Origin of the sequence: Streptomyces sp. IBSBF 3136 (genome assembly GCF_036815105.1) — a bacterium.
Classification (GTDB): Bacteria; Actinomycetota; Actinomycetes; order Streptomycetales; family Streptomycetaceae; genus Streptomyces.
Window position 1 is genome coordinate 25146 of record NZ_JAJSZC010000055.1, and the last position, 12609, is coordinate 37754.

General features: G+C 72.7%; 11 protein-coding genes. 5 read left to right on the forward strand and 6 right to left on the reverse strand.

Features of this window, described 5'->3' with window-relative positions; genetic code table 11:
• Positions 1-12 precede the first annotated feature (12 nt).
• Positions 13-1485, forward strand: a complete 1473-nt coding sequence (locus tag V7E45_RS14695; RefSeq protein ID WP_333774587.1) for a PspC domain-containing protein — start codon at positions 13-15, stop codon at positions 1483-1485.
• The gene (locus tag V7E45_RS14700) at positions 1472-1681 is read left to right on the forward strand and encodes a hypothetical protein (protein WP_333774588.1); all 210 of its coding nucleotides are present in this window, start codon (positions 1472-1474) and stop codon (positions 1679-1681) included. Before V7E45_RS14695 ends, V7E45_RS14700 begins: the two co-directional genes overlap by 14 nt.
• Here the strand turns inward: V7E45_RS14700 and V7E45_RS14705 are convergent.
• Together V7E45_RS14705 and V7E45_RS14710 are read right to left on the reverse strand one after the other, a co-directional pair.
• Positions 1675-2199 carry a DoxX family protein gene (locus V7E45_RS14705; RefSeq protein WP_333774589.1) on the reverse strand — a complete coding sequence of 175 codons (525 nt, stop codon included), beginning with the start codon at positions 2197-2199 and terminating at the stop codon, positions 1675-1677. The two genes, V7E45_RS14700 and V7E45_RS14705, sit on opposite strands and share 7 nt — an antisense overlap.
• A 163-nt stretch (positions 2200-2362) precedes the next feature.
• Complete coding sequence (locus V7E45_RS14710) at positions 2363-3649, reverse strand: hypothetical protein (RefSeq protein ID WP_333774590.1); 1287 nt, start codon at positions 3647-3649, stop codon at positions 2363-2365.
• Between the two features lie 189 nt (positions 3650-3838).
• Here V7E45_RS14710 and V7E45_RS14715 point away from each other — a divergent pair, with 189 nt between their 5' ends.
• Entirely contained in the window at positions 3839-4723 is an 885-nt protein-coding gene (locus tag V7E45_RS14715; RefSeq protein WP_333774591.1) for a DUF4429 domain-containing protein, read from the forward strand.
• Here V7E45_RS14715 and V7E45_RS14720 read toward each other — a convergent pair.
• Positions 4716-5510 (reverse strand): class II aldolase/adducin family protein, encoded by a 795-nt coding sequence (locus V7E45_RS14720; protein WP_333774592.1) that lies wholly within the window; start codon positions 5508-5510, stop codon positions 4716-4718. The two genes, V7E45_RS14715 and V7E45_RS14720, sit on opposite strands and share 8 nt — an antisense overlap.
• Positions 5511-5651: 141 nt before the next feature.
• Between V7E45_RS14720 and V7E45_RS14725 the strand changes: the two genes are divergently transcribed.
• Entirely contained in the window at positions 5652-6113 is a 462-nt protein-coding gene (locus tag V7E45_RS14725) for a pyridoxamine 5'-phosphate oxidase family protein (RefSeq protein WP_333774593.1), read from the forward strand.
• 18 nt (positions 6114-6131) lie between these two features.
• On the opposite strand, the gene guaA is transcribed toward V7E45_RS14725, so the two are convergent.
• Positions 6132-7712 (reverse strand): glutamine-hydrolyzing GMP synthase, encoded by a 1581-nt coding sequence (gene guaA, locus V7E45_RS14730; RefSeq protein ID WP_333774594.1) that lies wholly within the window; start codon positions 7710-7712, stop codon positions 6132-6134.
• A 277-nt stretch (positions 7713-7989) separates the two neighbouring features.
• Between guaA and V7E45_RS14735 the strand changes: the two genes are divergently transcribed.
• A complete protein-coding gene (locus V7E45_RS14735; RefSeq protein ID WP_333774595.1) occupies positions 7990-8259 on the forward strand; it encodes a chorismate mutase in 270 nt (89 codons plus the stop codon).
• Between the two features lie 656 nt (positions 8260-8915).
• On the opposite strand, the gene V7E45_RS14740 is transcribed toward V7E45_RS14735, so the two are convergent.
• Together V7E45_RS14740 and V7E45_RS14745 are read right to left on the reverse strand one after the other, a co-directional pair.
• Positions 8916-10706 (reverse strand): GMC family oxidoreductase, encoded by a 1791-nt coding sequence (locus tag V7E45_RS14740; RefSeq protein WP_333774596.1) that lies wholly within the window; start codon positions 10704-10706, stop codon positions 8916-8918.
• Between the two features lie 96 nt (positions 10707-10802).
• Positions 10803-12416 carry a succinic semialdehyde dehydrogenase gene (locus V7E45_RS14745; RefSeq protein WP_333774597.1) on the reverse strand — a complete coding sequence of 538 codons (1614 nt, stop codon included), beginning with the start codon at positions 12414-12416 and terminating at the stop codon, positions 10803-10805.
• Positions 12417-12609: the final 193 nt, after the last annotated feature.

Consider the following 12609-nt stretch of genomic DNA (forward strand, 5'->3'; position numbering starts at 1 on the left):
CACCATGGACGCATGACGGATCACGAGCACGCCGCGACGGGTCCGGGACCCGGCACCGGCCCGCGCCCGGCCCCGGGCACCGGGCCGACGGATGCCGAGCCCGCCGCGACGGGACGGGGACGACGGACGGAGGGGACCGAGAACACGGAGCGGACCGAGGGGACGCGGCCTGCGCCGGGGCAGGGGGCCGACGGGCCGGAACAGGGGGCCGACGGGCCGCCCAACCGCTTCCGGCGGGACCGCGGGCACAAGTCGATCGCGGGCGTGTGCGCCGGACTCGGACGCCAGACCGACATGGACCCGGTGATCTTCCGCATCACCCTGGCCGTGCTGGCCGCGACCGGCGGCATCGGCCTCATCTTCTACGGCTTCGCCTGGCTCCTCGTGCCGTTCGACGAGGAGGAGGAGAACGAGGTCCGCAAGCTGCTGACCGGGCGGGTCGACGGCCAGGCACTGGCCGCCGTGCTGTTCGCCCTGGTCGGCTGCGGGATCTTCCTGACCATGCTGAAGAACGGCGGGGTGCTCACCTTCGCGGTGGTGCTGTCCCTGCTGCTGGCCGGCGCCGGGTACTGGTCGCGGCGGCGGGACGCGGCCGACCCCGATCCGCTGGCCGCCCAGGCCGCCGCCGACGCCCCGCCGGAGGCCCAGGCGCCGCCGGTCGCCACCGCCTACCCGTCCTGGTGGCGGGACCCGATCGTCAAGGACGGCACGCACGTCGGCGGCACCGGCTATCTGTGGGGTCCGTCGGGGGCCCGCGACCCCGCCTCGGCGGTCGACGTCGGCGTCGCCACGCCCTGGACCCACCACGGCTCCGTGCAGCCGCCGCGCACCGCTCCCGTGGCACCGCGCGGACCACGCTGGATCGGCGGCTGGGTCTTCCTGCTCGCCCTGCTCGCCGGGGGGCTGGGCACCGGCCTGACCCGGGACACGCACTCGCTGGGCAGCAGCCTGCAGACCGGCCTGGCCTGCGCGCTCGTGGTCTTCGGCCTGGGCATCGCGTTCAGCGCCTTCCTGGGGCGGACGGGGGCCGGATCGGTGTTCCTGGCGCTCGTCACGGCGGGACTGCTCGCGGGGGTCACGGCGCTGCCCGAGGACATCACCACCCAGTGGCACCGGACCTCGTGGAAGCCGGCCACGGTGGCGGACGTGCGCCCCACGTACGATCTCGGCACCGGCGCGGGCACCCTTGACCTGTCCGGCCTGCGCCTGGCGGAGGGGCAGAAGGTCGGCACGGACGCCCACGTGGGCGCGGGACAGCTGAAGGTGATCGTGCCGGCGGACACGGTCGTGCGGATGAACATCGACGTGGGGGTGGGCGACATCCGGTTGCCCGGTGACGACAGGAAGGACGTGGACGTGCGCCCGGGCAGGCATACCGATACGACCCTGACCCCGGTCAGGGGCGACGGCCGGAACGCGGGCACGCTGGACCTCAACCTCCAGGTGGCCGTGGGGAACGTGGCGGTGAGCCGTGCTGCGTCATGAGTTCCGGCCCGGCAGGCTGGTCGTCGGTCTCGCCCTCGCCGCCGCCGGCGCCGTCTTCGCCGGTGACGCGGCGGGGTGGTGGCAGACCCCGTGGTTCGTCATGATCCCGCTCGTGGCGGGCGGCATGGTCCTGGGCGGTGTCACGTCGGCCGTGGCACGGGGCATGCGCAGCCGGCGCGGAGGCGAGGCTCAGTAGCCTCGCCTGCGCTGTCGCCGCGTGCGCAGGACCGCGTCCAGCGAGAGGTAGGGCGCCCCGGCGAGGACGAGGGGCAGCCAGGCCATCAGGAAGGCGAGGTCGTTGCCGTAGTAGTAGGGCGTCGTGGCCCAGCTGACGGTGAGCCACAGGCTGAGGGAGATCAGCGCTCCGCCGAGGGCGGCCAGGCGGCCGAACAGCCCGAGCAGCGTGCCGATCCCCACGGCCAGCTCGCCGAGGGCTATGGCGTAGCCGAAGCCGACCGGGTTCTTCAGCGCCAGGTCGATCAGGGCGGGGACGGCGGAGGCCGCGCGGGCCGAGCGCATGGTGTCGCCGATCGAGCCGGCGCCGCCGGATTTCAGGAAGGCGCTGTCGGTGAGCTTGTTCAGGCCCGCGTAAATGAAGGTGACCCCGAGGAAGACACGGAGCGGAAGGAGGGCGTAGCGGGTGGCGGTGTCGCGCAGACGGTCGCCGCGGTCGAGTTGTGCCGCCTGCGTGTCCGTCCGAATGCCGTGAGTCATCACTCAAGCCGCCTCTCGTCCGCCGTACGGAGCCCTCATCCGACGATACGTACGACGGGCGCCCAGGGTTCAGTCCCCCGCGGTCGCCTTTCCGGATGTCGAATCCACCCGGAATCCGCAGCCCCGCCGTTCCGGGACGCCCCCGTCCCACCGGGGCCCTGGCTCAGTCGGCCACGTCGACGACACACCGGTTGGTCGCCACCCCGGCCGCGGTGACCACCTGGACCTCCACCGACCCGGGCTCGACCTCGACCGGTACCGGCACGGTCAGGACGGTGTCCGTCGGGTTGCGGAAGCCGCCGGCGACGGGGACCAGCGGGACGTGCACGTCGACCGCGCCGATGCGCACGACCATCCGGGAGAGCCGGTCGGCGCTCCGGGCGCCCGGCGGGACGAAGCCGACGCCGCGGATCTCGATGTCGTCGCCGGTGCGGATCGGTCCGTCCAGGTCACCGGGCTCGCGGGCCCGGACCACGGACAGGATCACGGGACGGCCGCCCTCGGCGTACTTCCCGGCGAGATAGGTCCCGGCCGAGATCAGCACGACGACCGCGAGCCCCCAGGGCAGGTCGGGCAGCTGGTCGGGACGGCGGGCCAGCCGTACGGCGGCGAACAGCACGGCGACGGCGCTGACGACGACGTACTGGATGTCGGCGAAGGCGCCCCGGCCGGAATCGTCGGTCAGCAGGTCGGCGGCGCGCGGCCGGTGGGCCTGCACCTTCTGCAGCCGCAGCCCGAGGATGCGCAGGCCCACCACCCTGCGGACCAGCACGGCGATGCCGCACACCACGGCGAGGACGGTCACCACGCCCGCCCCGCGCGCCAGGTCGAGTCCGGCGAGCAGCGCGTCGCGCTCGGCGGGGTCGGAGGCGACGGCCAGCCGGCCGGCCAGCAGCAGGACCGCGTAGGCGACGAGCAGGACCCAGGCGACCGCCACCGCGCGCGAGGTGGACATCCGGTTGTCCTCACCGATCACCGGGGCCAGCGCCCCGCCGCGCGCCCGGTGGAACCAGGAGGCCGCGGTCAGCGCTCCCGCCACGACCAGCGCGGCGAGCAGGGCGGCGGTGCGGGCGCCGGTCCAGCCCGCCCCGACCGCGGTGAGCGACTCGGCGAGCAGCAGGGCGACGACCGCGCCCCAGACCGTGCGGGCCGTCCGCAGCCACAGCCGGGACAGCCATGCCTCGCCCTCCGCCCGGCCCCGCTCCGCGACGGCCTCCGCCCGCTGGGTCAGTTCCTCGGAGACCCACTGGCGGGAGGCGGACGCCGAGTGCGCCACGGCCGTCGGCAGCCCCTGCCCGGCCGCGAACCCGTCCCGCGCGCGCAGGAACGCGGCGACGGCCCGCCGGTGCCCCTCCCGGGCCCCGTGCGGGCAGTCGCCGCAGGTGCAGCCACCCCCGTGGGCTCCGTCGGCAGCCGTCGCCGCGCCCTGTCTCGCCTCCTGCACCGCCACGACCGACGCCCGCCTTCCCCATGACCCGAGACACGGCCGGCGGCCCGTCCGCGGGCCGCTCAGCCGCCGTGCAACTCCCCTGTGCCGACTGCGAATTGTGCCCTACCCGGGGCCGTCGGGGGCCGCCGGGCCGGGTTACGGCGGGTGAAGTCGGGGCCCGCGTGTTGACCCGGCTGCGAGAATCCTCGTATGGCCGAGATCATCCAGCGGGACGGCACCTGGGCGTTCGACGGCAGCACGATCCGGATCACCCCCGGCCTCCACCGTTCCGTTCCGCTGTTCCGGCAGACGTACGGGGAGATCGCCGTACCGCTGGCGGCGGTGTCCGGTGTCGTCTTCGAACCCGAGCGCAAGCGGGGCCGGCTGCGGATGCGGCTGCGCGAGGGCGCCGACCCGCTGCTCCAGGCCACGGGCGGCCGGCTGCCGGAGACCGCCGATCCCTACCGGCTGGCCGTGGACGCCGACCGGGGCGGGATCGCCGAGTTCGTCGCCGAGGAGATCCGGCACGCGCTGCTGCTCGACCAGGTGCCCAGGGAGCCCGCCCCGGCCTATCTGCTGCCGGGGCCGCCGGTGCCGGTCTCGGTGCGGTCCTCCGACGGCACGGTCTCCTTCGACGGCGCCCAGGTGCGCATCGACTGGGCCGACAGCTCCGACCGGGTCAAGCGCGCGACCGGCCCGCGGATCATCGGCCTGGGCGACCTGGTTCAGGTGGAGTGGCTGCCCAACTGCGGGTCCGAGGACGGCTTCCTGCGGTTCGTGACCCGGGAGACGGCGTTCTCCAAGCTGCCGCCCGAGCGGGACCCCTACACCCTCGACCTGTGGGGCAGCGTGCGCCGCGACCTGCTGACCGCGCTGGTCGCGGCGGCCGTCACCGCCCGGCTGCCACACCCCTCCACCCGCACCGGCGGCGGGTACCCGGACCCGGAGGGGCCGTCCGCCGGGCCTGCGCGGGCCGACCACCACGACGTCCTGCTGCGCCGGCTGCGGGAACTGGGCGAGCTGCACCGCGCCGGGGTGCTCACGGACGAGGAGTTCGCGGTGACCAAGGCGGCGGTGCTCCGGGGGTTCAGCTGAGCAGGTCGGGCTCGCGACGGCTGATGTCCCGCCACAGCGGCTGGTAGTTGATCCAGGCCACCAGGTCGCCGCCGAGCTGTTCGCGGGTGGCGACGGCCAGCTTGTGGTCGATGAGGACCGGCCGGCCGGCCGCCTTCGCCATCAGCTGCACCTGGCAGGAGCGCTCCATGGACAGGAACCACCAGGCCGCCGCGTCCACCGAGTCCCCGACGGTCAGCAGTCCGTGGTTGCGCAGCACGAGGGCCTTGCGGGAGCCGAGCGCGGACGCGATGCGCCGGCCCTCCTCGGCGTCGACGGCGACGCCGGTGTAGGCGTCGTAGAGCGCCACGTCCTCGTAGAAGGCGCAGCTCTCCTGGGTGATGGGGTCGATGAGGTCGCCGAGCGCGGCGACGGCGCGGCCGTGCACGGAGTGACAGTGCGCGACGGCGACGACGTCCGGGCGGGCCGCGTGGACCTGGGCGTGCACGGTGAACGCGGCCTGGTTGATGTGGTAGCGGCCCTCGACCACCTGTCCGTCCCGGTTGGCGAGGACGAGGTCGCCGACGGTGACGTGACGGAAGGGCATCCCGAACGGGTTGACCCAGAAGCAGTCGGTGAATTCGGGGTCGCGTGCGGTGATGTGCCCGGACACTCCGTCCTCGAAGCCCGCGCGGCCGAAGATCCGCAGGGCTCCCGCCAGCCGCTCCTTGCGGTGCCGGCGTTCGTCCTCGACCGATTCGTGCATCGGCGGCATGGCGAACTGGAGCTGGTCGGTGGGCAGCGGCAGGGGCGGCGTCGGCCCGTGCATAGGTCCTCCAGCGTGGGGGTTTGCGGTACGGGCCGGAAGTTACCGCCGGTCAGCGCAAAAGGGCAGTGCTGGGGGGTAACGATGACATCCGCGACGGATACCCGACAGAAGGTGTCGGGATTGACCGCGAGGCTGGCATGCATGAACTGGGCAGCCTTCACCATCGCCGCACCCGATCTGGCGGCGCTCACCGAGGAGCGCTTCGGCGCGTACCGGCACCACGTCCTCGCCACCGTGCGCAGGGACGGTTCGCCGCGCACCAGCGGCCTGGAGGTCCGCTTCCTGCGCGGAGAACTGTGGCTCGGCATGATGCCGGGCTCCCGCAAGGCGCTCGACCTGCTCCGCGACCCGCGCTTCGCGCTCCAGGCCAACCCGGGCACCGACGTGAACGGCGGCGACGTCCGGATCGGCGGTCGGGCGTTCGAGGTCGTCGACGCGGCGCTGAAGGGGGCGTACGTCGAAGAGGTGGAACCGCCGCAGCCGTTCCACCTCTTCCGCACCGAGCTGACGGAGGTCGTACGGACCTACGTCGAGGACGAGAAGTACCTGGTCACCCAGGTGTGGAGGCCCGGAGAGCCGGTGCGTGCCCTCAGGCGGACCTGATCTTCACGAACGGGAGGACTACTCCCACTCGATGGTGCCCGGCGGCTTCGACGTCACGTCGAGGACGACCCGGTTGACGTCCCGGACCTCGTTGGTGATCCGGGTCGAGATGCGGGCGAGGACGTCGTACGGCAGCCGGGACCAGTCGGCGGTCATGGCGTCCTCGGAGGAGACCGGGCGCAGCACGATCGGGTGGCCGTAGGTGCGGCCGTCGCCCTGGACGCCGACGGAGCGGACGTCCGCGAGCAGCACCACCGGGCACTGCCAGATGTCCCGGTCGAGACCGGCCGCCGTCAGCTCCTCACGGGCGATGGCGTCCGCGTCGCGGAGCAGGTCGAGCCGCTCCTTGGTGACCTCGCCGACGATCCGGATACCGAGGCCGGGCCCCGGGAAGGGCTGGCGCTGGACGATCTCCTCCGGCAGGCCCAGCTCCTGGCCGACCATGCGGACCTCGTCCTTGAACAGCTTGCGCAGCGGCTCGATGAGCTGGAACTCGAGGTCCTCGGGCAGGCCGCCGACGTTGTGGTGCGACTTGATGTTGGCGGTGCCGGTGCCGCCGCCGGACTCGACCACGTCCGGGTACAGGGTGCCCTGGACCAGGAACTCCACGGCCGGGCCCTGGTCGGCGATGATCTCGGCCTGCGCCTGCTCGAAGACGCGGATGAACTCGCGGCCGATGATCTTCCGCTTCTCCTCGGGGTCGCTGACGCCCTTGAGCGCGGCGAGGAACCGCTCCTCGGCGTCCACGACGACCAGCTTGACGCCGGTCGCGGCCACGAAGTCCTTCTCGACCTGCTCGGTCTCGCCCTTGCGCATCAGGCCGTGGTCGACGTACACGCAGGTCAGCTGGTCGCCGATGGCGCGCGCGACGAGGGCGGCGGCGACCGCGGAGTCCACGCCGCCGGACAGACCGCAGATCGCCCGCTTGTCGCCGACCTGCTCGCGGATGGCGGCCACCTGCTCGTCGATGACGTTGCCGGTGGTCCAGTCGGGCTTCAGGCCCGCGCCGCGGTACAGGAAGTGCTCCAGCACCTGCTGGCCGTGCGTGGAGTGCATGACCTCGGGGTGGTACTGGACGCCGTAGAGCTTCTTCTCGTCGTTCTCGAACGCGGCGACGGGGACGACGTCCGTGGACGCGGTGACCGAGAAGCCCTCGGGGGCGGCGGAGCAGGCGTCCCCGTGCGACATCCACACCTGCTGCTCGTCCGGGGTGCCCTCGAAGAGGGTGGAGCCGGACCGGGAGACGTGCAGGTCGGTGCGGCCGTACTCACGGGCACCGGTGTTGTCGACGGTGCCGCCGAGCACCTGTGCCATCAGCTGGAAGCCGTAGCACATGCCGAAGACGGGGACGCCGGCCTCGAACAGCGCGCCGTCGAGGCGGGGGGCGCCCTCCTCGTAGACGGACGAGGGGCCGCCGGAGAGGATGATCGCCGCGGGGTTCTTGGCGAGCATCTCCTGGACCGGCATGGTGCTCGGCACGATCTCGCTGTAGACCCGCGCCTCGCGGACACGACGGGCGATGAGCTGGGCGTACTGTGCGCCGAAGTCCACGACCAGGACGGTGTCGGGACTGGCGGCACTGGAAGTCGCTGATGACACGGGGTGCCTTCTGGTGGTCGGGCGGGGGTCTGTGCTACCGAGTCTAACGGGGTGGGTGGCCACGCTTACCTGTGCCGGGGCGTGGCATACTGGCCGCATGCTCGCGCAGACGACCTTCCTGTTTACCTATGGCACCCGGCCCGCCGGCTGCCATGGTCGTCCTGCTTGAGCGAATCGAGCGACTTACCAGGTGCCCCGGGCCGACAAGGCCCGGGGCACCTGTCGTTTCCCGGGTCCTGCCGTTCCGGTGCACTCACCGCCACCGAGGAGCCCCGACATGACGACCGTCACCCCCGAGCAGTCCCCGGAACAGACCATCGCCGACGCGCGTGCGCGGATCGACGCCCTCGACGACCGGATCATCGGCCTCATCCAGGAACGGATGGCCGTGTCCACCGTCGTGCAGCGGACCCGGATCGCCTCGGGCGGCCGGCGCGTGCACCTCTCCCGCGAGATGGAGATCCTGGGCCGTTACAGCGCGGCCCTGGGCAAGCCCGGCACCTCTCTCGCGATGACCCTGCTTGAGCTGTGCCGGGGTCGCATCTGAGTTCGGTCCCGCTCTCACCCGTACGGCGCGTGACCGGCCCGCGCACCGCTTCGTTGAGCCCGGTGTCCGTGCCAGCCAGGGGCGGGCCCGAGAGAACCACGCGTGGCTCGCTGGGGCGATGAGGTGTACGGGTCGTGCCGTGCGCCGTGGGACCTCGCTCCAGGGAAGTGACCGGACGGCAGGGGACAGCAGCCCGGTCACCCAAGAGAACGGTCGGCTCCGGGGACGCCCGGGGCCGACCGGCGGAAAACTGCAAATATGCACCAGTGCCGGGCCAAACGGTTGCGGATGCCTCGCTCATCCAGCACGATGCGTACAAGTCCCAAGTCCCCGCGCGGGCCACGGCACTTGGCCGATCCGACCCGTCCGCCGGGGTCGAGACCACATCACAGGCGGCGCAACCCCCCGGCGCCGCCACCAGGCACCGGCGCTGCCCTGACGTCGGTGCTGACGAGGAAGGGCCCCGCGGCTCGAGTCCCGCGGGGCCCTTCGCCATGCCCGCACCCCGATGACGCTGTGACGGACACCACTCAGAAATCTCCTGAGGCCGTGCAACCGTCCGGGGTCCCCGCTGATCAAACCTGCTGCCGGATCAAGAAGACGGTAAGAGGCGAGGGACCTGCGTTCGGAGGGGGACGCAGGTCCCTCGTCGTCCGCTACTTCGCGGGCCGCTCCTTCGGCGGCACCGCCGGTATCCCGAGGAACGGCAGCTTCAGCGCGCCGAACGCGTCCGCGGGGACCGCCGCGTCGCGCGGCTCCACCGGCTTCAGCCGCTCGTACGCCGCGCCCTGGGCCGGGCGCGGGTCCTCCTCGCCCTTGTTCGGCCAGTACGACATGGCCCGCTCGGCCTGCGCGGTGATCGTCAGCGACGGGTTGACGCCGAGGTTCGCCGAGACCGCGGCCCCGTCCACCACGGAGATCCCGGGGTGGCCGTAGAGCCGGTGGTACGGGTCGATCACACCGGTCTCCGGGGAGTCGCCGATGGGGCAGCCGCCGAGGAAGTGCGCGGTCAGCGGGGTGCCCATCAGCTCGCCGACGTTGCTCCCGGGGAAGCCGTTGATCTCGGCGGCGAGCGCGGTCGCGGCCTCCGAGGCGGCCCTGATCTGCTTGGGGTTGGGGGCGCCGTGCCCCTGCCGGGCGGTGAGCAGGCCCTTGCCGACGCCGCCGGGCTTCAGGTAGGTCGTCAGCGAGTTGTCCAGGGACTGCATCACCAGGCCGATGATGGTCCGCTCCGACCAGCGCCGGTTGGACAGGGAGCGGGCGACCAGCACGGGGTGGCGGGCCGCGTTCGCCAGCCAGGCCAGGACCCGCGAGGAGCCCTCGGCGTAGGGGACCTGGAGGATCGACAGGCCGCCCATCGAGTTGGAGCCCTTGCCGTAGCGCACCGGCTCGATGTGGGTGCTGTCGTCGGGGTGGACCGAGGACGTGATGGCGACACCGCGCGTGAAGTCGGCCCTCGCCTGCCCGGTGGCCTTGCGGTAGCGCCGGTTGTCGGTCTGCGCGCCGACCAGCGCCTCGGAGTTGGTGCGGGTCAGGTCGCCGAGCCGGGCGGACAGGTACGGCAGCTGACCGCCGGCCTTCATGCGGTGCAGCAGGGTCTGGGTGCCGTAGGTGCCGGCCGCGACGACGACCTTCCGCGCGGTGAAGACCCGGCCCCGGCCCTTCTTCCTCTGGTCCGTCGGCAGCGTCGCCACCGCGTACCCGCCCCGCGAGTCGTCCGTGACGGAGACGACCGTCGTCAGGGGGTGGACGACCGCGCCCGCCTTCTCGGCGAGGTACAGGTAGTTCTCGTTCAGGGTGTTCTTCGCGCCGTGCCGGCAGCCCGTCATGCACTCACCGCACTCGGTGCAGGCCCTGCGGGAGGGGCCGGCACCGCCGAAGTACGGGTCCGCGACCTCGCCGCCCGGCTTCGCCCTCGCCTTGCCGTCGGCGTCCTCGCCGTCACCGAAGAAGACGCCGACCGGCGCGAGGTGGAAGGTGTCGCCGACACCCATCCGCTGCGCCGCCGCCTTCAGGTGCACGTCGGAGGGGGTCATGGTGGGGTTGAGCCGCACCCCGAGCATGCGTCGCGCCTGGTCGTAGTACGGCCGCAGCTCCTCCTGCCAGTCGGTGATGTCCCGCCACTGGGCGTCCTCGAAGAACGCCTTCGGCGGCACGTACAGGGTGTTGGCGTAGTTCAGCGAGCCGCCGCCGACACCGGCGCCCGCCAGCACCATGACGTTGCCCAGCAGGTGGATCCGCTGGATGCCGTACATGCCGAGCCGGGGGGCCCACAGGTAGTTCTTCAGGTCCCAGGAGTTCCTGGGGAGGCTGTCGCGGGTGAAGCGGCGGCCCGCCTCCAGCACGCCGACCGAGTAGCCCTTCTCCGTCAGGCGCAGGGCGGACACCGATCCGCCGAAGCCGGAGCCGATGACTAGGACGTCGTAGTCGTAAGCGTCCTGGGGCACGGGGTTCTCCTCGTCGAGTTCGCGTGCGGGTGCTCTGTGGCCGGTCGCGCTCGCGCGGGGGCCGCACATCGGTGCGGCCCCGCGCCCGTGGGCTGGTTACCGGAACCGGAACGCCTTCATGAGCCGCAGGCTGCGGCTCATGAACCGGGCGTACTTCTCGTCGTCCATGCCCAGCGACGGCGCCATCGGCAGCAGCCGCTGCCGGGCCACCGTCTGGGCCTCGGTGTACTTGAGGATGCCCTCGGAGCCGTGGCGGCGGCCGAGGCCGGAGTCCTTCATGCCACCCATCGGGGACTGCACGCTGCCGTAGGCCGGCGCGTAGCCCTCGTTGACGTTGACCGTGCCGGTGCGCAGCCGGGAGGCGACGTCCAGACCACGCCGGGCGCTCGTCGTCCACACCGAGGCGTTCAGGCCGTACGGCGTCGCGTTGGCGCGCTCGACCGCCTCGTCGTCGGTGCCGAACCGGTAGACGGAGACGACCGGGCCGAAGGTCTCCTCGTCGCAGACGGCCATGGAGTCCTCGACGCCGTCGAGGATGGTCGGCTCGAAGAAGTACGGGCCGACGTCCGGGCGGGCCACACCACCGGCGACCACCTTCGCCCCCTTGGCGACGGCGTCCTCCACGTGCCGCTCGACCGCCTTCAGCTGCCGTTCCCCGGCCAGGGAGCCCATCTCGGCGCCGTAGGCGAGGGAGTTGCCGAGCCGCATCGCCCGCGTGCGTGCGGCGAAGCGCTCGAGGAAGGTGTCGGCGATGGACTCGTGGACGTACAACCGCTCGATGGAGATGCACAGTTGGCCGGCCGAGGAGAAGCAGGCGCGGACCGCGCCCGCGGCCGCCTTCTCGATGTCGGCGTCGTCCAGCACCAGCATGGCGTTCTTGCCGCCGAGTTCGAGCGAGACGCCGACCAGACGGGCGGCGGCGCCCTGGGCGACCTCGCGGCCGGTGCGGGTGGAGCCGGTGAAGGAGACGTAGTCGGCGTGCCGGACCAGCTCGGGGCCGACGACCGGCCCCTCGCCGAGCACGACCTGGAAGACGTCGGCGGGCAGCCCGGCCTCGATGAGCAGGTCCCGCGCCCACAGGGCCGTGAGGCAGGTCTCGGTGTCCGGCTTCATCACCACCGCGTTGCCGGCGACGAAGGCGGGCAGCGCGTCGCCGACCGACAGCTCCAGGGGGTAGTTCCAGGGGGCGATCTGGCCCACGACACCGCGCGGGTGGCGCAGCTCGGAGACCTTGGTGAGGGTCGGGACGGCGCCGGTGTGGCGCTTGGGGCGCAGGTAGCCGGGGGCCTTCCGGCCGTAGTGGCGGGCCGCGACGGCGACGGCCTGCACCTCCTCGTGGGCGTGCAGCCGGGCCTTGCCGGTCTCCAGCTGCACCAGGTCCAGCACCTCGGCCTGCCGCTCCAGCAGCAGGTCGTGGAAGCGGAGCAGCACGGCCGCGCGCTGCCTGACCGGCGTCCGCTCCCAGACGGCCTGGGCGGCCCGGGCGGCCTGGAACGCCCTGAGCACGTCCTCGGGGTTGGACTCGGGCAGGTCCGCCAGCTTGTCGCCGGTGAACGGGGTGTGGTTGGCGGTACGGCCGGAGCCGACGACGCCCTTGGTCAGCTGGGCCACCAGCTCCGGCGTGACCACGTCGGCGGCGGTGCGGACGCCCTCGGGGGCGGGCGCGAGCGGGTTGGTACCGGTGAGGTCCGGGGCCTGCGAGTCCGTCATGAGCCGCAGGGTATGCCGCGGCGGAGGCTTTGGGTACCCGTCGGTAACGGGGATTCACCGAGTGCTCACACGACGCCAGTGATCACTGGCAGTGAATGCGCTGATCAGGGCGTTGTCGGGTGACGATCACTCGGTGCCGGGTTTTTTCGCGAGCAGGAGACCGAGGGCGGCGAAGGGGGTGCGGCGGGGTGGG

Excerpts from the sequence above, each read along its gene's own strand:
- V7E45_RS14715 (WP_333774591.1), top strand. The coding sequence starts at position 3,839 with ATGGCCGAGATCATCCAGCGGGACGGCACCTGGGCGTTCGACGGCAGC.
- V7E45_RS14705 (WP_333774589.1), bottom strand. The coding sequence starts at position 2,199 with ATGACTCACGGCATTCGGACGGACACGCAGGCGGCACAACTCGACCGC.
- V7E45_RS14695 (WP_333774587.1), top strand. The coding sequence starts at position 13 with ATGACGGATCACGAGCACGCCGCGACGGGTCCGGGACCCGGCACCGGC.
- V7E45_RS14735 (WP_333774595.1), top strand. The coding sequence starts at position 7,990 with ATGACGACCGTCACCCCCGAGCAGTCCCCGGAACAGACCATCGCCGAC.
- V7E45_RS14725 (WP_333774593.1), top strand. The coding sequence starts at position 5,652 with ATGAACTGGGCAGCCTTCACCATCGCCGCACCCGATCTGGCGGCGCTC.
- V7E45_RS14720 (WP_333774592.1), bottom strand. The coding sequence starts at position 5,510 with ATGCACGGGCCGACGCCGCCCCTGCCGCTGCCCACCGACCAGCTCCAG.
- V7E45_RS14745 (WP_333774597.1), bottom strand. The coding sequence starts at position 12,416 with ATGACGGACTCGCAGGCCCCGGACCTCACCGGTACCAACCCGCTCGCG.